Origin of the sequence: Variovorax sp. V93 (genome assembly GCF_041154485.1) — a bacterium.
In the GTDB taxonomy this organism is placed as follows: Bacteria; Pseudomonadota; Gammaproteobacteria; order Burkholderiales; family Burkholderiaceae_C; genus Variovorax; species Variovorax beijingensis_A.
Genome location: NZ_AP028669.1, coordinates 2,811,268 through 2,831,308, shown reverse-complemented (window position 1 = coordinate 2,831,308; position 20,041 = coordinate 2,811,268). Strand labels below are relative to the sequence as shown.

Here is a 20,041-nt window from a genome sequence, read left to right as displayed (position 1 = left end):
ACTTGCGAGGTCTTCGCGCCCGGATCACACGACCGGTTTTTGGTTTATTCATCAATGTTCTGGAGGTTCTCATGCAATTGAAATGGACTGCGGTCGCACTGGCTGCTCTCACGCTTGTGGCTTGCGGCAAGAAAGAAGAAGCTGCTGCTCCCGCCGCTCCGGCGCCCACGGCAGCGGCCCCCGCACCTGCAGCGCCTCCGGCAGACGCATTGATCGTCAAGATCGGCCACGTCGGCCCCACCAGCGGCGCCATTGCCCACCTTGGCAAGGACAACGAGTTCGGCGCCAAGATGGCCATCGAAGACCTCAATGCCAAGGGCCTCAAGATCGGCGACAAGGTTGCCAAGTTCGAACTGCTGGCAGAAGACGACGCCGGCGATCCGAAGCAAGGCACCGCAGTGGCCCAGAAGCTGGTCGACAGCAAGGTCAACGGCATCGTCGGCCACCTGAATTCGGGCACGACCATTCCCGCTTCCAAGCTCTACAGCGACGCTGGCATTCCGCAGGTCTCGCCGTCGGCAACCAACCCCAAGTACACGCGCCAAGGCTTCAAGACCACGTTCCGCGTGGTGGCCGACGACACGCAACTCGGCGGCACGCTGGGCAAGTACGCCGTCGAAACGCTCAAGGGCAAGAACATTGCCGTGATCGACGACCGCACGGCCTATGGCCAGGGCGTTGCCGAAGAGTTCGAGAAGGCGGCCAAGGCTGCCGGCGGGACCATCGTCGGCCACGAATTCACCACCGACAAGTCGACCGACTTCAACGCCATCCTGACCAAGCTCAAGGCTGCCAAGCCCGACGTGCTGTTCTTCGGCGGCATGGACGCCGTGGGCGGCCCGATGCTCAAGCAGGTCAAGCAGCTCGGCCTGAACGTCAAGTTCATGGGCGGCGACGGCCTGTGCACAGGCGAACTGCCGAAGCTGGCTGGCGATGCGATCGGCGAAGAGATGGTGGTTTGCGCCGAAGCCGGCGGTGTCGACGGCGACTTCAAGCAGCCGCTGGAAGACTTCAAGGCCAAGTTCAAGGCCAAGAACGGCGTGGAAGTCCAGATCTACGCACCGTACGTCTACGACGCGGTCAACGTGCTGGCCGAAGCCATGGTCAAGGCCGGTTCTGCCGATCCTGAAAAGTACCTGCCCGAAGTCGGCAAGGTGCAATACAAGGGCGTGACCGGCCCGATCGCCTTCGACGAAAAGGGCGACATCAAGAACGGCGCGCTGACGCTCTTCACCTACAAGGGTGGCGTGCGTACGCAGATCGCCGTGGTTCGCTGATCCAGGCGGGCAAAAGAAAAAAGGGCCTTCGGGCCCTTTTTTTGTGCCTGCCGTCGGCGCTTTTCAGGCCAGCGTTGCGAACCCCGAGGGCCGGTCGGTGTTGCAGTATTCGATAAAGGCGTCGAGATCGCGCGACTTGTCGAATACTGCATCGGCACCCAGCGCTTCGCAGCGGGCGCGGATGTCGGCGGTGACGTAGTTGCTCAGCACCACGACGCGCTGGCCCGGACCGCGCGCCTTGCAGCCCGAGAGCACGCCCAGGCCGGAGCCTTCCTTCAGGAACAGGTCGACGATGAGCAGTTGCCAGTCATGGGGATGAAGGGCGAGCCAGGCGAGCGCGTCCGTTTCGGTTTCGGCAAAGCCGACGACCTGGCCATTGACCAAATCTTCGAGGGCCGGGACCAGATTGTCCCTGATGGTCTTGTTGTCCTCGACGAGGAACGTGATGAGGGCCATGCCGTGGTTTCGTTCTGAGAACCAATAGCGTAGCGTGCCGGACGCGGCCGCAGCGTAGGAGAAGGGAGACGGACAGCGCGTTCTGGCGCGGCGCTGCGCTCAGTGCTTGTTGTCGGAACGGATCCTTGCCTTGAGCTCTTCGGCCAGCGCCTGGCTTTCATCGCGCTCGGCGGTCACTTCGAGGCGCTTCTCGATTTCCTCGCTCAATGCCGCGTTGACCTCGGCCAGCTTCTCGGCCGACTTGGCGAGCTTCGCTTCCAGCTGCCCGGTCTGCTCGATGGCCTGTGCCACTTCGCCAACCTGCACTTCGTCCGGCAACTCCTGTTCGAGCACCGTGTTCACGACCGCGAGATTGTCCGAGGCGCGCTGCACATCGGCAGCCACTTCTTCGCTCTTCTTGAGCGTCTTGTCGAGCGACGTCTTGCCACGCGGCGCGGTGGGGGACTGTCCAGCCATCGAGGCTCCTCCTTTTGCAGGCTTGAAAGTAGAACCTTTGGATGGTACCGCCAGACAACCCCGTTGATTCCGTCGTTGTGCCGGCCCAACGCCTTCTGCGCCCCCGCGAGCGGCCGGCAAACAAAAAGCCCCGGCAGCTGGGCAGCTACCGGGGCCATAGTTTGGCGGAGCAGGCGGGATTCGAACCCGCGGAGGGCTATTAACCCTCACACGCTTTCCAGGCGTGCGACTTAAACCGCTCATCCACCGCTCCTGAGCCCTCGATTGTAGCAGTCGCTCAGGTAGGATTTTGCGGCTTGCCGGCCTGCACCATGCGCATCGCGGAAGCGATGAGCGCCGCGGTTTCGGTCATGTTGCTCGGCACGATCAGCGTGGTCTTGGAATCGGCCGCGACCTTGCCATAGGCGTCGACGGCGCGCTCGGCCACCTTGAGCTGCACGGCCTGTTCGCCGCCGGGCTGGCGGATGGCGGCCGCCACGCGTTCGATGGCGTCGGCCGTGGCGGTGGCCACGGCCGTGATGGCGGCGGCCTCGCCCTGGGCGTTGTTGATCTGGGCCTGCTTCTCGCCCTCGGAGCGGGCGATGAAGGCCTCGCGCTCGCCGGTGGCGATGTTGATCTGCTCCTGGCGGCGGCCTTCGGAGGCCGCGATGAGGGCGCGCTTGCCGCGCTCGGCGGTGATCTGCGCCTGCATGGCCAGCAGGATTTCCTTGGGCGGCGTCAGGTCCTTGATCTCGTAGCGCAGCACCTTCACGCCCCAATTGAGCGCAGCCTCGTCGATGGCCGCGACCACCTGCGCATTGATGACGTCACGCTCCTCGAAGGTCTTGTCGAGTTCGAGCTTGCCGATCACGCTGCGCAGCGAGGTCTGCGCCAGCTGCGTCACGGCGACGATGTAGTTCGACGAGCCGTAGCTCGCGCGCATCGGGTCGGTCACCTGGAAGTACAGGATGCCGTCGACCTGCAGCTGGGTGTTGTCGCGCGTGATGCAGATCTGGCTCGGCACGTCGAGCGGGATTTCCTTCAGGCTGTGCTTGTAGGCGACGCGGTCGATGAAGGGGATCAGGAAGTTGGGCCCGGGCGTCATGGTGCCGTGGTACTTGCCCAGGCGCTCGCGCACCCAGGCGTTCTGCTGCGGCACGAACTTGACCGACTGGCTGATGAAGATGATCGCAATGACCAGGATGATGATGGGTACCGAAAATTCCATGGTTTTCTCCTCTAGGGTTCTGTTCTGATCAGGTCTTGTCGACCACGAGGCGGCTGCCGATCACTTCGACCACGCGGTGCTCGCCGGTGGTCGGGGCCTGGCCCGCGCGCGGAATCACGGTCCACTGGGCGCCGCGGTAGCGAACGATGGCGGTGCCGTCCGGGTTCCATGCCTCGACGTGGATGATCTCGCCGATGTCGAGATTGACATCGCGGTTCGACGCCGTGGGCGCAGCGGCCGGGCGCCGGCGCTGGACCGCATACCAGACCAGGACGGCCCCCACGCCGACCACCGCCGCCACGACCAGTTGGGCGACGGTGCCGGCGCCAAGGTGCGCCGCAATGGCCGCCGCCGCGAAGCCGGTGGCCAGCAGCAACAGGTAGACCGTGCCGGAAAGCAACTCCAGCACGATGGCGGCCCCCGCTATCAGCCACCAGATGGTGGAATTCGCCATGACTTCTCCTCTTTGGTGAATGCACGACATTCTGTGTCAAAACCTGACTCAATCCTTCATCCGAATTCCGTACACTTCGCGCCTCATTGCCTGTGTCCATTGCTTGTCCGGAGCCCCGCTCATGAAATTTCGCTTCCCCATCGTCATCATCGACGAGGACTTCCGCTCCGAAAACACTTCGGGCCTCGGCATTCGCGCGCTCGCGCAGGCCATCGAGACGGAGGGCTTCGAGGTGCTGGGCGTCACAAGCTACGGGGACCTGAGCCAGTTCGCGCAGCAGCAAAGCCGTGCCAGCGCCTTCATCCTGTCGATCGACGACGAGGAATTCACGGTCGGCCCCGACCTCGACCCGGCCGTGCTGAGCCTGCGCAACTTCATCGGCGAGGTGCGGCGCAAGAACGCCGACGTGCCGATCTACATCTACGGCGAAACCAAGACCTCGCGCCACATTCCCAACGACATCCTGCGCGAGCTGCATGGCTTCATCCACATGTTCGAGGACACGCCGGAGTTCGTGGCGCGCCACATCATCCGGGAAGCCAAGAGCTATCTCGAGGGCGTGCAGCCGCCGTTCTTCAAGGCCCTGATCGACTACGCCGAAGACGGTTCGTACTCGTGGCACTGCCCGGGCCATTCGGGTGGCGTGGCCTTCCTCAAGAGCCCGGTGGGCCAGATGTTCCACCAGTTCTTCGGCGAGAACATGCTGCGCGCCGACGTCTGCAACGCGGTGGAGGAGCTCGGCCAGCTGCTCGACCACACCGGCCCGGTGGCGGCCAGCGAGCGCAATGCGGCGCGCATCTTCAACGCCGACCATTGCTTCTTCGTGACCAATGGCACCAGCACCAGCAACAAGATGGTCTGGCATCACACGGTGGCACCCGACGACGTGGTGGTGGTGGACCGCAACTGCCACAAGTCGATCCTGCACGCGATCATCATGACCGGCGCGATCCCGGTGTTCATGAAGCCCACGCGCAACCACTTCGGCATCATCGGCCCGATTCCGAAGAGCGAGTTCGAGCAGAGCGCCATCAAGGCCAAGATCAAGGCCAACCCGCTGCTCGCCGACGTGGACCCCGACAAGGTCAAGCCGCGCGTGATGACGCTGACCCAGTCGACCTACGACGGCGTGATCTACAACACCGAGACCATCAAGAACATGCTCGACGGCTACGTCGACACGCTGCACTTCGACGAGGCCTGGCTGCCGCATGCGGCCTTCCACCCGTTCTACGGCGCCTACCACGCGATGGGCAAGCGCCGCGTGCGGCCGAAGGAGTCGCTGGTGTTTGCCACGCAGTCGACCCACAAGCTGCTCGCGGGCATCAGCCAGGCCAGCCACGTGCTGGTGCAGGACTCGCAGAACCGTGCGCTCGACCGCGACCTGTTCAACGAGGCCTACCTGATGCACTCGTCGACCAGCCCGCAGTACGCGATCATCGCGAGTTGCGACGTGGCCGCCGCCATGATGGAGCCCCCCGGCGGCACCGCACTGGTGGAAGAGAGCATTCTCGAGGCGCTCGACTTCCGCCGCGCCATGCGCAAGGTGGAAGACGAATTCGGCAAGGACGAGTGGTGGTTCAAGGTCTGGGGCCCCGAGAAGCTCGTCGACGAAGGCATCGGCCGCGCCGAAGACTGGATCATGACGGGCGAGAAGAACGGCAAGCAGAGCAAGAGCAAGAAGTCGCCGCGCAACTGGCACGGCTTCGGCGAACTGGCCGACGGCTTCAACATGCTCGACCCGATCAAGTCGACCATCGTGACGCCGGGCCTCGACCTGGAAGGCAACTTTGCCGAGACCGGCATTCCGGCCAGCGTGGTCACCAAGTTCCTGGCCGAGCACGGCGTGATCGTGGAGAAGACCGGGCTCTACAGCTTCTTCATCATGTTCACCATCGGCATCACCAAGGGCCGCTGGAACACGCTGCTCACGGCGCTGCAGCAGTTCAAGGACGACTACGCGCGCAACCAGCCGATGTGGCGCATCCTGCCGGAGTTCTGCCAGCAGCACCCCGGCTACGAACGCCTGGGCCTGCGCGACCTGTGCCAGCACATCCACCAGCTCTACGCACGCTACGACGTGGCGCGCCTGACGACCGAGATGTACCTGAGCGACCTGACGCCGGCCATGAAGCCGAGCGACGCCTTCGCCCACATTGCGCACCGCAAGACCGAGCGTGTGGAGATCGACGAGCTCGAAGGCCGCATCACCACGAGCCTGATCACGCCGTACCCGCCGGGCATTCCGCTCCTGATCCCGGGCGAGGTGTTCAACAAGAAGATCGTCGACTACCTCCGGTTCTCGCGCGAGTTCAATTCGCAGTGCCCGGGCTTCGAGACCGACATCCACGGCCTGGTGGCGCGCATCGACGAAACCGGCAAGAAGCGCTATTACGCGGACTGCGTGGCCGCGTCGAAGAAGTAGGCGGCAAGGAAGCGGGGAGGACGCGCGCCGCGCTTCAGGAGGGCCGGTCGCTGCGCACCCGCATGAAGCGGGCGAACCTGGGCAAGCCGCCCGGGTTGGTGCCGTTGTAGCGGTAGGTCACCCAACTGCCGATGGCGGGCGGGTTCTCGCGCTCGGCGTCGGTCAGGCCGCTGCCGAGCTTGAAGCGCCTGCCCTCGGGCGTTTCGACCAGCAGCGCGCCCAAGCGGCCACTGTGCCGGCCCTTGCCGGGCATGTGGCCGACCACCCGGGCCTCGGCGTCGTCGTGGGTCTTGACCTTGAGAAGGTCAGTGTTGCGTTCGGCGCGGTAGAGCGATCCGCCCCGATGCAGCATCAGGCCTTCGCCGCCCATCTTCACGGTCTTGGCGAGCAGGGCCTGCAACTCCGCGTGGGTGGTTGCGCGCTCCTGGGGCACAGGCATCACCCACGGCGCATCGGTGATCGGCAGCAGCTTGCGCAAGACGGCCAGCCGCGCCGTGAAATCGCCGCCCTGGGCCGGGAGGTCGAACACCATGAAGCGCATGCTGTGCCAGGCGGTGTCGTTGGGCGTCTGGCTGCGCACGGTGGAAACCGCGTGCGCGAACCGGCCCCTGCCGGCCCACAGTTCGCCGTCGAGCGGCTGCCTGGGCAGCGGCGCGATGAACCAGGCGGGCGCCACCACCGGTTCGCCGCCGCGCGTCCACAGCTGCTTGCCGTCCCAGTAGCCGCGCACGCCGTCGAATTTTTCGCTGACCCAGTAATCGTCCAGCGACATGCCGGGGCGGTAGACCTCGGCCAGCATCAGCGCCGGCGCGGCCTCGCGCGCGGCGGCCACGCGGGCCGCCAGCGCGCCGAGGCCGGCGAGCAGGAGGGAACGTCTGTTCAGCAAGAGGCCGCTGCCAATCGACTACTCGGCCATGCCCGCCACGACGTTGCTGAAGCCGCCGTCCACATAGGTGATCTCGGCGGTGACGCCGCTGGCCAGGTCGCTCAGCAGGAAGGCGGCCACGTTGCCGACTTCCTCGATGGTCACGTTGCGCCGGATCGGCGAGGCGTCGGCCACCGCCGACAGCATCTTGCCGAAGCCCTTGATGCCGCTGGCCGCCAGCGTCTTGATCGGGCCGGCGCTGATGCCGTTGACCCGCATGCCCCTGGGGCCGAGCGAAGCCGCGGTGTAGCGCACCGAGGCCTCGAGCGAGGCCTTGGCCAGGCCCATGGTGTTGTAGTTGGGCAGTGCGCGCTCGGCGCCGAGGTATGTCAGCGTCAGCAGCGCCGACTTGTCGTTGAGGTAGGGCAGGGCCGCCTTGGCCATGGCCGGGAAGCTGTAGGCGCTGATGTCATGCGCAATCTTGAAGCCCTCGCGCGAGAGCCCTTCGAGGAAGTCGCCCGCGATGGCCTCGCGCGGCGCAAAGCCGATGCTGTGCACGAACCCGTCGAACTTGGGCCACGCTTGCGCCAGATCGGCAAAGAGCTTGTCGATCTGCGCGTCGTCGCCCACATCGCAGTCAAAAATAAGCTTGGAGCCGAAGTCCGCGGCGAATTCGGTGATACGGTCCTTGAATCGCTCGCCGACGTAGCTGAAAGCAAGCTCGGCGCCTTGTTCGTGACAGGCCTTGGCTATGCCGTAGGCAATGGAGCGATTGCTCAACACGCCGGTGATCAACAGTTTTTTGCCGGAAAGAAAGCCCATGAAGTTGCCTCGTGAAAATCTTGGGCAGAATTCTCGCATGCGGGTTTGGCTGCTTCTTTTTCTGGCGCTCTCGGCGGCTCCTTCATGGGCCGCCCATGCCTACGCGCAATTCGGCGACATCAAGTATCCGCCGGGGTTCACCCACTTCAGCTACGTGAATCCGGATGCGCCCAAGGGCGGCGAGATCCGGATGGTGCCGCCCACGCGGCCCACCAACTTCGACAAGCTCAACCCGTTCACGCTCAAAGGCACGGCGCCCTCGGGCATCGGCTCGCTGATGTTCGAGAGCCTGATGACGGGCAATTCCGAAGAGCCGACCACGGGCTATGGCCTGCTCGCCGAAGACGTCGAGGTGGCACCCGACCGCCTTTCGGCCACCTTTCGCCTGAACCCGAAGGCGCGCTTCAACGACGGCTCGCCGGTGCTGGCGGCCGACGTGGTGCACTCGTTCAATACCCTGACCGGCCCGCTGGCCGCGCCGCAGTACCGTACCATCTACGCCGAAGTGAAGAAGGCCACGGCCACCAGCGAGCGCACCGTGCGCTTCGACTTCGCCAGCCCGAACCGCGAGTTGCCGCTGGTGATCGGCGGCATGGCGGTCTTCAGCCGCCAGTGGGGCGGCGGCAAGCCCTTCGACCAGATCGTCACCGAGATGCCGATCGGCTCCGGCCCTTACAAGCCTGCCAGCGACCGCCTGGGCCGCGACATCACCTACGTGCGCCGCGCCGACTACTGGGGCGCGGACCTGCCGGTGCGCAAGGGGCTCTACAACTTCGATCGCATCACCTTCCGCGTCTACCTGGACGAAACCGCGCGCTTCGAGGGCCTGAAGGCCGGCGAGTTCGACTTCATGCGCGAATTCACCTCGCGCAACTGGGCGCGCCAGTACAAGGGCAAGCAGTTCGATAGCGGCGAGATCGTCAAGCGCGCCTTCGAGAACCACAACCCCGGCGACTTCCAGGGCTACGTGTTCAACATCCGCAAGGACAAGTTCAAGGATGCGCGCGTGCGGCAGGCCATTGGCCTGGCGATGGACTTCGAGTGGCTCAACCGCCAGCTGTTCTATGGCATCTATACCCGGGTGCAGGGCTACTTTCCCAACAGCGAGTTCCATGCCGAGGGCCTGCCCAAGCCCGACGAAATGGCGCTGATGGAGCCCCTGCGCAGCAAGCTCAAGCCCGAAGTGTTCGGCCCGGCCCCGCAGCCGCCGAGCACGGCGCCGCCCAACAGCCTGCGTGAAAACCTGCGCAAGGCGAGGGCGCTGCTCGCAGAGGCCGGCTGGACCTATCGCGACGGTGCGCTGCGCAACGCGAAGAACGAGGCCTTCACGATCGAGTTCCTCAACGACCAGCCCGGGCTGATCCGCGTCGTGACGCCGCTGCAGACCGCATTGAGGAAGCTGGGCATCGAGATGACGTTCCGCACGGTCGATTTCTCGCTCTCGCAGCAGCGCATGCAGAACTTCGACTTCGAGATGACCTCGCTGCGCCTGCCCGGCAACAGCGCGCCGGGCGGCGAGCTGCTCGAGCTGTTCGGCTCGAAGGCGGCCGACACGCAGGGTTCGTCCAATATCTGGGGCATTGCCGATCCGGCCGTGGACGCGGTGGTCGGCAAGGTGCTGGCGGCCACCACGCGCCCGGAGCTGGCCACGGCCATGCGGGTGCTCGACCGGGTGCTTTCCAACGGCTACTACTCGATCCCGCAGTACTACGGCAACGCATTCCTGGTCGGCTACCGGCCGGCGCCGTTCGTGCTGCCGCCGACCATCCCGCCGTACTACGATGCCGGCGACTGGGCGCTCACGACGTGGTGGGCTTCGCCCGCCAACAAATGACGCGGCCGCACCGAACATGAACACCGAATGATCAGCTACATCCTCAAGCGCCTGCTGCTGATGATTCCCACGCTGCTGGGCGTGCTCGTCATCACCTTCGGCGTGATCCAGTTCGTGCCGGGCGGTCCGGTCGAGCAGATGGTGGCGCAATTGCAGGGACGCGATTCGGGCGGCGAGCGGGCCGCGGCCAGCGGTGCCGGCTACCGCGGCCGCCAGGGCCTCGACCCGCAGCGCGTCGAGGAGATCCGCAAGCTCTACGGCTTCGACAAGCCTGCCCATGAACGCCTGTGGACCATGCTGAAGTCGTTCGCGCGCTTCGACCTGGGCACCAGCTTCTATCAGCGCAAGGACGTCTGGCAGCTCATCAAGGAAAAGATGCCGGTGTCGATCAGCCTCGGCCTCTGGACCTTCTTCATCAGCTACCTCATCGCGGTGCCGCTCGGCGTGGCCAAGGCGGTGAGGGCCGGCACGCGCTTCGACTTCATCACCACGCTGATCGTGCTGATCGGCTATGCCATCCCGGGCTTCGTCCTGGGCGTGGCGCTGCTCGTGATCTTCGGCGGGCAGCTGCAGTGGTTTCCGCTGCGCGGCCTCACCTCGCCCAACTGGGAGAGCATGAGCTGGGGCGCGCGCATCGTCGACTACCTGTGGCACATCGCGCTGCCGGTGACGTCGATGGTGCTCGGCAGCTTTGCCGTCACCGCCATGCTCACGAAGAACTCCTTCCTCGAGGAAATCCGCAAGCAGTACGTGCTGACGGCACGCGCCAAGGGGCTGTCGCAGCGGCAGGTGCTCTGGAAGCATGTGTTCCGCAATGCGCTGATTCCGATCATCACGGGCTTTCCGTCGGCCTTCATCGGCGCGTTCTTCACCGGCTCGCTGCTGATCGAGACGCTGTTCACGCTCGACGGCCTGGGCCTGCTGAGCTACGAGAGCGTGATCCGCCGCGACTATCCCGTGGTGCTGGGCACGCTCTACCTGTTCACGCTGATCGGCCTGGTCACCAAGCTGATTTCCGACCTCTGCTACGTCTGGGTCGATCCGAGGGTCAAGTTTGACTAGCGCCGCCATTGTTTCCGTGAGCCCGGGCCGCCGCGCCTGGCGCCGCTTCCGCCGCAATCCGCTGGGCTTCTGGAGCCTGGTGGTCTTCTCGACCCTGGTGGTACTGAGCCTGTTCGCCGAGCTGCTGTCCACCGAGAAGCCGCTGGTCGTGCGCTACGAGGGGCAGACCTACTTCCCGGTGCTGCGCGACTACTCCGAGAAAACCTTCGGCGGCGATTTCGAGACGCCAGCCGACTACCTCGACCCTTTCATCCAGAAGCGCATCACCGAAGGTTCCAACTGGGCGCTCTTTGCGCCCAACCGCTACGGCCCGCGCACGCTGAACTATTTCGCCTCGCAACCCAATCCCGCGGCGCCGTCGCGCGAGAACTTCTTCGGCACCGACGACCGCGGCCGCGACCTGCTCGCGCAGCTGATCTACGGCTTTCGCGTGAGCGTGCTGTTCGGCCTGGCGCTGACCGTCATTGGCACGGTGCTTGGCGTGATCGCAGGGGCGGTGCAGGGCTACTTCGCGGGCAAGATCGACCTTGCGTTCCAGCGCTTCATCGAGATCTGGGCGTCGATGCCCGAACTCTACCTGCTGATCATCTTCAGCGCGATCTTCGCGCCCAGCGTGGCGCTGCTGCTGATCCTGCTGAGCCTGTTCGGCTGGATGGGCCTGGCCGACTACGTGCGCGCCGAGTTCCTGCGCAACCGCCAGATGGACTACGTGCGCGCCGCGCGCGCCCTCGGCGTGGGCAACCTGCAGATCATGTGGCGCCACATCCTGCCCAACAGCATGGTGCCGGTCGTCACCTTCCTGCCGTTTCGCATGAGCGCGGCCATCCTGGCGCTGACCTCGCTCGATTTCCTGGGCCTGGGCGTGCCGCCGGGCACGCCGTCGCTGGGCGAACTGCTGAGCCAGGGCAAGGCCAACATCGACGCCTGGTGGATCTCGCTGTCCACCTTCGGCGTGCTGGTCGTGACGCTGATGCTGCTCACCTTCATGGGCGACGCGCTGCGCGACGCCCTCGATCCGCGGAAGGCCGACAAGTGAGCGAAACGAAGCACCAGCCGCTGCTGGACGTGAAAGGGCTGCGCGTGGCCTTCGGCGGCAAGGAGGTGGTGCACGGCATCGACTTCCGCATCGCCGCGGGGGAGAAGCTCGCGCTGGTCGGCGAATCGGGTTCGGGCAAGACCGTCACGGCGCTGTCGCTGCTGCGCCTGGCGCAGAACGCCGACGTGGCCGGCACGGCGATGCTGTTCGACTCCGGCAATATGCCGAACGGGCGCGACCTGCTGTCGATTCCGGAACGGGAGTTGCGCGGCATCCGCGGCAAGGAGATCGCGATGATCTTCCAGGAGCCGATGACCGCCCTCAACGCGCTCTACACCGTGGGCGACCAGATTGCCGAGGTGCTCGAATTGCACGAGGGCCTGTCGGCGCGCGCGGCCCAGGCGGCGGCCGTGCAGCTGCTGGCCGACACCGGAATTCCGGAGCCCGAGCGGCGGGCGAGGGCGTTTCCGCACCAGCTCTCGGGTGGCCAGCGCCAGCGCGCCATGATCGCCATGGCGCTGGCCTGCAAGCCGCGCCTGCTGCTGGCCGACGAACCGACCACCGCGCTCGACGTCACGGTGCGCGCGCAAATCCTCGAGCTGCTCGCCGACCTGCAACGAAAGCATGGCATGGCCGTGCTACTGATCACGCATGACCTCAACCTGGTGCGCCGGTTCGCCGACCGGGTCGCGGTGATGGAGGACGGCCACATCGTGGAGCAGGGCGCCGTGGCGGCCGTGTTCGAGGCGCCGCAGCACGCCTACACCCGCAAGCTGATCGACAGCCATCCCGAGCGCAATGTCACCGCCGTGCCCGCGGGCGCCGGCGCGCGGCCGGTGCTCGAGGCCACGGGCCTGCGGGTGGGCTACCCGGTGCCCCGGCCCGGTTTTGCCGGCTGGTTCCGCAAGGGCGAGTTCATCGCGGTGCAGAACGCGGATTTCCGCATCGCACCGGGCGAAACGCTGGGCGTGGTCGGCGAGTCCGGATCGGGCAAGTCCACGCTGGCGCTGGCCGCCCTCGGGCTGCTGAAACACCAGGGTGCGCTGAAGGTCGACGGCAAGGGCTGGGCGGTGGACCGGAGCTCCGACCTGGCCTTGCGCCGGGTCATGCAGGTGGTTTTCCAGGACCCGTTCTCTTCGCTCTCGCCGCGCATGACGGTCGAGCAGATCGTGGGCGAGGGGCTGCGCGTGCACGCGCCCGAGCTCGACACGGCGCAGCGCCGCGCGCGGGCACTGGCGGCGCTGGACGACGTGGGCTTGAACGAGGCGCAGTTTCCCTCGCTGCTCGACCGCTATCCGCACGAGTTCTCGGGCGGGCAGCGCCAGCGCCTCGCGATTGCGCGTGCGCTCATCGTCGATCCGCAGCTGCTGGTGCTGGACGAGCCCACGAGCGCGCTCGACGTGACGATCCAGAAGCAGGTGCTGGGGCTGCTGCAGCGCCTGCAGCGCGAGCGCGGCCTGAGCTACCTGCTGATCACGCACGACGTCGAGGTGATCCGCGCCATGGCGCACCAGGTCATCGTGATGAAGGATGGCGCCATCCTCGAAGCCGGTGCGGTCGAGCGCGTGCTCGATGCGCCCGAGCATCCCTACACAAAGAAGCTGGTGGCCGCCGCGCTGCTGGAATAGAACAACGGAATCAAAGGAAATGTCGGATATCGGACGGGACAGGCGCGGTGCCTGGCGCGCGGCACTGGCGTGCATGGTGACCTTGGCCGTTGCCATGGGCCTGGGGCGCTTTGCCTTCACGCCCATGCTGCCGATCATGCTGCACGAGGGAAAACTCCAGCTCGAGGCCGGCGGCGTGCTGGCTTCGCTCAATTACCTCGGTTACTTTCTTGGCGCAGTCAGTTGCGCGGCCATCGGCATCCAGGCCAAGCGCATGGTGCGCGGCGGCCTCGTGGCCACGGCGGCGCTGCTGGTGGGGATGGGCGTGCTGCACAGCTTCACAAGCTGGGGCATCCTGCGCGCGGCGGCTGGGGTGATGAGTGCCTGGGTCTTTGTTTTCGCGTCCGGCTGGGGCCTGCGGCGGCTGGCCGAAACCCATTCCCCGGCGCTGGCCGGCGTGATCTACACGGGTCCCGGCATCGGCATCGCGATGACCGGCCTGCTCGGCGGCGCGCTCGGACGCTGGGGTTCCGAGGCGGGATGGATCGGCCTGGGCCTCTTGGCGGTGGTGCTGGTGGCGTCGATCTGGCGCGTGTTCGACGATGGTGACTCGCCCTCGGCGCAAGGCTCCGCGGGCGCGCCGTCCGCCCAGGCCGGCGTGCCCGCGTCGCCTTCCGCGCGCAGCGACGCCGTCTGGCTGGTCGCGCTCTATGGGCTGGCCGGCTTCGGCTACATCATCACCGCCACCTTCCTGCCGGTGATCGCGCGCCAGGCCCTGCCGGGCTCGCCATGGCCCGACTTCTTCTGGCCCCTGTTCGGGCTGGCGATCATCCCGGGCGCGCTGATCGGCGCCCGCGCCCCCATCCATTGGGACAACCGGCTGCTGCTGGCCGCGGCCTATGCGCTGCAGGCGCTGGGCGTGGTGCTCTCGGTGGCGTGGCCCACCATCACCGGCTTTGCGCTCGGCAGCCTGCTGCTGGGGATGCCTTTCACGGCCATCACCCTTTTTGCGATGCGGGATGCGCGCCGGCTGCGCGGCAATGCCGCGGCCGGGCTGATCGGCTATGCGACCGCTTCGTATGGGGTCGGGCAGATCATCGGCCCGCTGTTTGCCGCGCCGCTGGCCCAGCGGACCGGGTCTTTCGAGCTCCCGCTGCTGGTGGCCGCCGCCGCTCTGGCGCTCGGATCGGTGCTGTTTGCCGTGGTCTGGTCAAAATCCCGCCGCAAAGTGGCGCTTTGAGCAGGCCAAGCCACTTCATTTATCACGGGAATAGCATATAATTCGAGGCTCACGACCAAACGGGCGGGTACCAACCGCCCGTTTTTTTTGGTCTATGCAATTTCGATGCGTGACACCCGTGGCGGCGGGTGGCACGCATAAGCATTTTTACAAGGCAATTTCAAACACGTGGCATTGCAGCAGACAGTGGAACAAACCGTGGCCGGTCTCGGCTACGACCTGGTCGAGATCGAACGCTCGGCCGGGGGATTGCTGCGCGTGACAATTGATTTGCCCTGGACTGCCCCCACATCGGAAGCTGTGGCTGCAGGCATTCCCGAACCCTTCGTGACGGTCGAGGATTGCGAGAAGGTCACGCGCCAGTTGCAGTTTGCGCTCGAGGTCGACGGTGTCGATTACAAGCGGCTCGAGGTTTCCTCGCCGGGTATTGACCGTCCGCTTCGCAATGAGCAGGATTTCGAGCGTTTCGTGGGCGAGGTGATCGACATCACGCTCAAGGCGCCCATGGGTGCCGCGGCGGCGGGGCAGGTGTCTGCCACCCGCAAGAAATTTCGCGGCACGCTGGAGCGCGTGGCGGGGGGCGACGGGGCCCCGGGCTGGCAAATCGTCTGGAGCGATGCGCCGGAGCCCAAACCGGGTCAAAAAGTCAGCAAGAAGCGCGCGCCTGCAAAGTTGCATGCGCTCGGTTTCGTGCTGGATGAGTTGCGCGATGCGCGGCTCGCGCCAATTGTGGATTTCAAGGGCCGCAGGGCCAAAACCCAACCGGGTTTTTCGGATATTGACGACGGAACCAACGTTCCGGACTGACTAGAGGAGTGGGTGGCATGAATCGCGAAATGTTGATGTTGGTGGATGCGATCTCGCGCGAGAAGAACGTCGAGCGCGACGTGGTTTTCGGCGCGGTCGAGTCCGCGCTGGCGCAAGCCACCAAGAAGCTCCACCAGGGCGACGTGGACATCCGCGTCTCGGTCGACCGCGACAGCGGCGACTACGAGACCTTCCGCCGCTGGCACGTCGTCCCCGACGAAGCCGGCTTGCAGCTGCCCGACCAGGAAATCCTCCTGTTCGAAGCCAAGGAAGAAATGCCCGACATCGAGGTCGGCGAGTACATCGAGGAAGCGGTGGACTCGGTGCCGATCGGCCGCATCGGCGCCATGGCCGCCAAACAGGTCATCCTGCAGAAGATCCGCGACGCCGAGCGCGAGATGCTGCTCAACGACTTCATGTCGCGCGGCGACAAGATCTTCGTGGGCACCGTCAAGCGCCTGGACAAGGGCGACATCATCGTGGAAGCCGGCCGCGTCGAAGGGCGCCTGCGCCGCAGCGAGATGATCGCCAAGGAAAACCTGCGCAACGGCGACCGCGTGCGGGCCATGATCATGGAAGTCGACCTGACGCTGCGCGGCGCGCCGATCATCCTGTCGCGCTCGGCGCCCGAGTTCATGATCGAGCTGTTCCGCCAGGAAGTGCCCGAAATCGAACAGGGCCTGCTCGAGATCAAGAGCTGCGCCCGCGATCCCGGCTCGCGCGCCAAGATCGCCGTGCTCTCGCACGACAAGCGTGTCGACCCCATTGGCACCTGTGTCGGCGTGCGCGGCACGCGCGTCAACGCCGTGACCAACGAGCTCGCCGGCGAGCGCGTGGACATCGTGCTGTGGAGCGAGGACCCGGCCCAGTTCGTGATCGGCGCCCTGGCCCCGGCCAACGTGTCGTCCATCGTGGTCGATGAAGAAAAGCACGCCATGGACGTGGTGGTCGACGAGGAGAACCTCGCCATCGCGATCGGCCGCGGCGGCCAGAACGTGAGGCTTGCCTCCGATCTGACCGGCTGGAAGATCAACATCATGGACGCCAATGAATCGGCCCAGAAGCAGGCGAGCGAAACCGACGCCAGCCGCAAGCTGTTCATGGAAAAACTCGACGTCGACGAGGAAATCGCCGACATCCTGATCTCCGAGGGCTTCAACAGCCTCGAGGAAGTCGCCTATGTGCCGATCTCCGAAATGCTGGAGATCGAAGCCTTCGACGAAGACACGATCAACGAGCTTCGTTCGCGCGCCAAGGATGCGCTGTTGACCATGGAAATCGCCAAGGAAGAGGGCGTCGAGACCGTCTCGCAGAATCTGCGCGACCTCGAAGGCCTCGACCCCGAGCTGATTCCCAAGCTGGCCGAGGCGGGTGTGCACACCCGCGACGACCTCGCCGACCTCGCGGTCGATGAACTCACCGAGATCACCGGCCACAGCGCCGATGACGCCAAAGCCCTCATCTTGAAAGCCCGCGAACATTGGTTCGCCGGCCAAGAGTGATGGTCATGGAGGCACGAAACCAATATGTCCAGTACCACTGTCGCCGAGTTCGCGAACGAGCTCAAGAAGACTCCCGAAACCTTGCTTGACCAGCTCAAGAGCGCAGGCGTGCCCAAGGCGGCACCCACCGATGCACTCACCGAGGCTGACAAGCAGCGCCTGCTCGGCTTTCTCAAAGCCAGCCATGGCACTGCCGAGCCCGAGCGCAAGAAGATCACGCTGACGAAAAAGTCGACCAGCGAGATCAAGCAGGCCGACGCCACCGGCCGCGCCCGCACCATCCAGGTCGAGGTGCGCAAGAAGCGCACCTTCATCCAGCGCGACGACGGCCACCCGGCCACGCCCGAGGCGCAACCGGTGGCCGAGGCGCCTGCCGCGGCACCTGCCGCACCCCGCATCGACGAAGCCGAACTGGCCCGCCGCGAGGAAGAGGCGCGCCGCCAGGCCGAGCTGATCCGCCGCCAGGAAGAAGAACTGGCCGAGAAGCGCCGCCTGCGCGAAGAAGCCGAAGCCCGCGAACGCGAACAGGCCGAAAAGGCCGAGCGCGCAGAGCAGGCCGAACAGGAAGCCGCACGCGCCGCCGCCGAGAAGAAGGCCGCCGCCGAAGCCGCTGCCGCGCCCGCCAAGGAAGCGGCCAAGCCGGTCGCCGCGCCTGTTGCAGCCGCTGCCGCCGCCGCTGAACAGCAGGCCGCCGACACCAAGCTGGCCGCCCAGACGGCCGCCACGCAGGCCAAGGAAGACGCGAAGGCCAAGGCCGCAGCCGAATCGAAGGCCCGTGCCGACGAGGAAGCCGCCCGCGCCAAGGACCTGGACGAGCGCCGCCGCAAGGCCCTGGCCGAAGCCGAAGCCATTCGCGCCATGATGAACGCACCGGCCCGCGTGCTGGTGCCGCACAAGGCGCCCGAGAAGCCGCAGCCCGAAAAGGCAGCGGTCAAGGGCACGCTGCACAAGCCGGCCGCGCCCGCAGCGCGTCCTGGCGCGCCGGCCGCACCGGGTGCTGCCGCAGCCCCCGGCGCCGCTGGTGCCGGCAAGGAAGTCAAGTCGGCCAAGCTCTCTTCGAGCTGGGCGGGCGATCCTGCCAAGAAGAAGGAAATCAAGACCCGCGGCGATGCCAGCGGGGGTGTCGGCCGCGGCAACTGGCGCGGAGGCCCGCGCGGCCGCCGTGGCAGCAATGACCGTGGAGGCCACGAAGAGCATGTGCAGGCCGCACCGGTGGAGGCACGCATTCTCGAAGTGCACGTGCCCGAAACCATCACGGTGGCCGAGCTCGCGCACAAGATGGCCGTCAAGGCGCAGGAAGTCATCAAGCAGCTCATGAAGCTGGGCCAGATGGCGACCATCAACCAGTCGCTGGACCAGGACACCGCCATGATCCTGGTGGAGGAAATGGGCCACAACGCGGTCGTTGCCGCGCTGGACGACCCTGAAGCCTTCACCGACGAGGACGTGTCGGCGCAAACCGCCGAGGCCCTGCCGCGCGCGCCGGTCGTGACCGTCATGGGCCACGTCGACCACGGCAAGACCTCGCTGCTCGACTACATCCGCCGCGCCAAGGTTGCAGCGGGCGAAGCCGGCGGCATCACGCAGCACATCGGTGCCTACCACGTGCAGACCGAACGCGGCATGGTGTCCTTCCTCGACACCCCGGGCCACGAGGCCTTCACGGCCATGCGTGCCCGTGGTGCGCAGGCCACCGACATCGTCATCCTCGTGGTGGCGGCCGACGACGGCGTCATGCCGCAGACCAAGGAAGCCATCAAGCACGCGAAGGCTGCGGGTGTGCCGATCGTGGTTGCCATCAACAAGATCGACAAGCCCGATGCCAGCCCGGACCGCGTGAAGCAGGAACTGGTGGCCGAAGAGGTGGTGCCCGAAGAGTACGGCGGCGACGTGCCGTTCGTGCCGGTGTCCGCCAAGACGGGCCAGGGCATCGACGACCTGCTCGAGCAGGTGCTGCTGCAGGCCGAAGTGCTGGAACTCAAGGCGCCGGTGGATGCCGCTGCCAAGGGCCTGGTCATCGAAGCGCAGCTCGACAAGGGCCGCGGCCCGGTCGCGACCGTGCTGGTCCAGTCCGGCACGCTCAAGACCGGCGACGTGGTGCTGGCGGGTTCGACCTATGGCCGCGTGCGCGCCATGCTCGACGAAGACGGCAAGACCATCAAGTCGGCCGGCCCCTCGATCCCGGTCGAGATCCAGGGCCTGACCGAAGTGCCGCAGGCGGGCGACGAGTTCATGGTGATGAGCGACGAGCGCCGTGCGCGCGAAATCGCCACCTACCGTGCCGGCAAGTTCCGCAACACCAAGCTGGCGAAGGCCCAGGCTGCGAACCTGCAGAACATGTTCACCGACCTCTCGGCCGGCGAAGTGCAGACGCTGCGCATCATCATCAAGGCCGACGTGCAGGGCTCGCAGGAAGCGCTGGCCCAGTCGCTGCTCAAGCTGGCGACCGACGAGGTCAAGGTGCAGATCGTGTACGCCGGCGTGGGCGGCATCAGCGAAAGCGACATCAACCTCGCGATCGCCTCGAAGGCCATCGTGATCGGCTTCAACGTGCGCGCCGATGCCGGTGCGCGCAAGCTGGCCGAAGGCAATGGCGTGCAGCTGAACTACTACAGCATCATTTACGACGCCGTGGACGAGATCAAGGTCGCGATGTCGGGCATGCTGGCACCGGAGCGCCGCGAGGAAATCATCGGCTCGGCCGAGATCCGCACGGTGTTCGTGGCCTCGAAGATCGGTACGGTCGCGGGTTCGTACATCACCTCGGGTTCGGTCAACCGCAGTGCGCATTTCCGCCTGCTGCGCGACAACGTGGTGGTCTACACCGGCGAAGTCGACTCGATCAAGCGCATGAAGGACGATGTCCGCGAAGTGCGCGAAGGCTTCGAGTGCGGTATCAAGCTCAAGAACTACAACGACATCAAAGAGGGCGATCAGCTCGAGTTCTTCGAGATCAAGGAGATTGCCCGTACGCTGTAACAAGCGTTCGAT

The 20,041-nt window shown here is 65.9% G+C and carries 16 protein-coding genes and 1 tRNA gene; 10 read left to right on the top strand and 7 right to left on the bottom strand.

Features of this window, described 5'->3' with window-relative positions; translation table 11 throughout:
• The first annotated feature begins 71 nt into the window (after positions 1-71).
• On the top strand, positions 72-1,277 hold the full coding sequence (locus ACAM54_RS13455; RefSeq protein ID WP_369647891.1) for a branched-chain amino acid ABC transporter substrate-binding protein: 1,206 nt from the start codon (positions 72-74) through the stop codon (positions 1,275-1,277).
• A 63-nt stretch (positions 1,278-1,340) separates the two neighbouring features.
• Here the strand turns inward: ACAM54_RS13455 and ACAM54_RS13450 are convergent, their stop codons facing one another.
• The 5 genes from ACAM54_RS13450 to ACAM54_RS13430 form a co-directional block, all read right to left on the bottom strand.
• The gene (locus ACAM54_RS13450) at positions 1,341-1,733 is read right to left on the bottom strand and encodes a response regulator (RefSeq protein WP_319426083.1); all 393 of its coding nucleotides are present in this window, start codon (positions 1,731-1,733) and stop codon (positions 1,341-1,343) included.
• A 99-nt stretch (positions 1,734-1,832) separates the two neighbouring features.
• Entirely contained in the window at positions 1,833-2,189 is a 357-nt protein-coding gene (locus ACAM54_RS13445; protein ID WP_145746677.1) for a hypothetical protein, read from the bottom strand.
• A gap of 162 nt (positions 2,190-2,351) precedes the next feature.
• Positions 2,352-2,442, bottom strand: a tRNA-Ser gene (locus ACAM54_RS13440).
• A 24-nt stretch (positions 2,443-2,466) separates the two neighbouring features.
• Positions 2,467-3,396, bottom strand: coding sequence for an SPFH domain-containing protein (locus ACAM54_RS13435; RefSeq protein WP_145746678.1), 930 nt, complete (start codon positions 3,394-3,396; stop codon positions 2,467-2,469).
• A 28-nt stretch (positions 3,397-3,424) separates the two neighbouring features.
• Positions 3,425-3,850: an NfeD family protein gene (locus ACAM54_RS13430; RefSeq protein ID WP_145746679.1), complete on the bottom strand. Its 426-nt coding sequence runs from the start codon at positions 3,848-3,850 to the stop codon at positions 3,425-3,427.
• A 121-nt stretch (positions 3,851-3,971) separates the two neighbouring features.
• Between ACAM54_RS13430 and ACAM54_RS13425 the strand changes: the two genes are divergently transcribed.
• The gene (locus ACAM54_RS13425) at positions 3,972-6,275 is read left to right on the top strand and encodes an Orn/Lys/Arg decarboxylase N-terminal domain-containing protein (protein WP_369647890.1); all 2,304 of its coding nucleotides are present in this window, start codon (positions 3,972-3,974) and stop codon (positions 6,273-6,275) included.
• Positions 6,276-6,309: 34 nt separating this feature from the next.
• Here the strand turns inward: ACAM54_RS13425 and ACAM54_RS13420 are convergent, their stop codons facing one another.
• Positions 6,310-7,161, bottom strand: coding sequence for a DNA ligase (locus ACAM54_RS13420; RefSeq protein ID WP_369647889.1), 852 nt, complete (start codon positions 7,159-7,161; stop codon positions 6,310-6,312).
• An 18-nt stretch (positions 7,162-7,179) separates the two neighbouring features.
• Positions 7,180-7,962 carry an enoyl-ACP reductase FabI gene (fabI, locus tag ACAM54_RS13415; RefSeq protein ID WP_369647888.1) on the bottom strand — a complete coding sequence of 261 codons (783 nt, stop codon included), beginning with the start codon at positions 7,960-7,962 and terminating at the stop codon, positions 7,180-7,182.
• A 37-nt stretch (positions 7,963-7,999) separates the two neighbouring features.
• Between fabI and ACAM54_RS13410 the strand changes: the two genes are divergently transcribed.
• The 8 genes from ACAM54_RS13410 (at position 8,000) to infB (ending at position 20,029) form a co-directional block, all read left to right on the top strand.
• Entirely contained in the window at positions 8,000-9,796 is a 1,797-nt protein-coding gene (locus ACAM54_RS13410; RefSeq protein WP_369647887.1) for an extracellular solute-binding protein, read from the top strand.
• A 27-nt stretch (positions 9,797-9,823) separates the two neighbouring features.
• Complete coding sequence (locus tag ACAM54_RS13405) at positions 9,824-10,858, top strand: ABC transporter permease subunit (protein ID WP_309934803.1); 1,035 nt, start codon at positions 9,824-9,826, stop codon at positions 10,856-10,858.
• Positions 10,851-11,894: an ABC transporter permease gene (locus tag ACAM54_RS13400; protein ID WP_369647886.1), complete on the top strand. Its 1,044-nt coding sequence runs from the start codon at positions 10,851-10,853 to the stop codon at positions 11,892-11,894. Before ACAM54_RS13405 ends, ACAM54_RS13400 begins: the two co-directional genes overlap by 8 nt.
• On the top strand, positions 11,891-13,522 hold the full coding sequence (locus ACAM54_RS13395; RefSeq protein WP_369647885.1) for an ABC transporter ATP-binding protein: 1,632 nt from the start codon (positions 11,891-11,893) through the stop codon (positions 13,520-13,522). The genes ACAM54_RS13400 and ACAM54_RS13395 overlap by 4 nt, the downstream gene beginning before the upstream one ends.
• Positions 13,523-13,541: 19 nt before the next feature.
• The gene (locus ACAM54_RS13390) at positions 13,542-14,741 is read left to right on the top strand and encodes a YbfB/YjiJ family MFS transporter (protein ID WP_145746687.1); all 1,200 of its coding nucleotides are present in this window, start codon (positions 13,542-13,544) and stop codon (positions 14,739-14,741) included.
• A 168-nt stretch (positions 14,742-14,909) separates the two neighbouring features.
• Positions 14,910-15,548: a ribosome maturation factor RimP gene (rimP, locus tag ACAM54_RS13385; protein ID WP_369647884.1), complete on the top strand. Its 639-nt coding sequence runs from the start codon at positions 14,910-14,912 to the stop codon at positions 15,546-15,548.
• Positions 15,549-15,565: 17 nt separating this feature from the next.
• On the top strand, positions 15,566-17,050 hold the full coding sequence (gene nusA, locus ACAM54_RS13380; RefSeq protein WP_012747851.1) for a transcription termination factor NusA: 1,485 nt from the start codon (positions 15,566-15,568) through the stop codon (positions 17,048-17,050).
• 24 nt (positions 17,051-17,074) lie between these two features.
• Positions 17,075-20,029: a translation initiation factor IF-2 gene (gene infB / locus ACAM54_RS13375; RefSeq protein ID WP_309934808.1), complete on the top strand. Its 2,955-nt coding sequence runs from the start codon at positions 17,075-17,077 to the stop codon at positions 20,027-20,029.
• Positions 20,030-20,041 lie beyond the last annotated feature (12 nt).

Excerpts from the sequence above, each read along its gene's own strand:
- ACAM54_RS13455 (WP_369647891.1), top strand. The coding sequence starts at position 72 with ATGCAATTGAAATGGACTGCGGTCGCACTGGCTGCTCTCACGCTTGTG.
- ACAM54_RS13450 (WP_319426083.1), bottom strand. The coding sequence starts at position 1,733 with ATGGCCCTCATCACGTTCCTCGTCGAGGACAACAAGACCATCAGGGAC.
- ACAM54_RS13445 (WP_145746677.1), bottom strand. The coding sequence starts at position 2,189 with ATGGCTGGACAGTCCCCCACCGCGCCGCGTGGCAAGACGTCGCTCGAC.
- ACAM54_RS13435 (WP_145746678.1), bottom strand. The coding sequence starts at position 3,396 with ATGGAATTTTCGGTACCCATCATCATCCTGGTCATTGCGATCATCTTC.
- ACAM54_RS13430 (WP_145746679.1), bottom strand. The coding sequence starts at position 3,850 with ATGGCGAATTCCACCATCTGGTGGCTGATAGCGGGGGCCGCCATCGTG.
- ACAM54_RS13425 (WP_369647890.1), top strand. The coding sequence starts at position 3,972 with ATGAAATTTCGCTTCCCCATCGTCATCATCGACGAGGACTTCCGCTCC.
- fabI (WP_369647888.1), bottom strand. The coding sequence starts at position 7,962 with ATGGGCTTTCTTTCCGGCAAAAAACTGTTGATCACCGGCGTGTTGAGC.
- ACAM54_RS13410 (WP_369647887.1), top strand. The coding sequence starts at position 8,000 with ATGCGGGTTTGGCTGCTTCTTTTTCTGGCGCTCTCGGCGGCTCCTTCA.
- ACAM54_RS13405 (WP_309934803.1), top strand. The coding sequence starts at position 9,824 with ATGATCAGCTACATCCTCAAGCGCCTGCTGCTGATGATTCCCACGCTG.
- ACAM54_RS13390 (WP_145746687.1), top strand. The coding sequence starts at position 13,542 with ATGTCGGATATCGGACGGGACAGGCGCGGTGCCTGGCGCGCGGCACTG.
- nusA (WP_012747851.1), top strand. The coding sequence starts at position 15,566 with ATGAATCGCGAAATGTTGATGTTGGTGGATGCGATCTCGCGCGAGAAG.
- infB (WP_309934808.1), top strand. The coding sequence starts at position 17,075 with ATGTCCAGTACCACTGTCGCCGAGTTCGCGAACGAGCTCAAGAAGACT.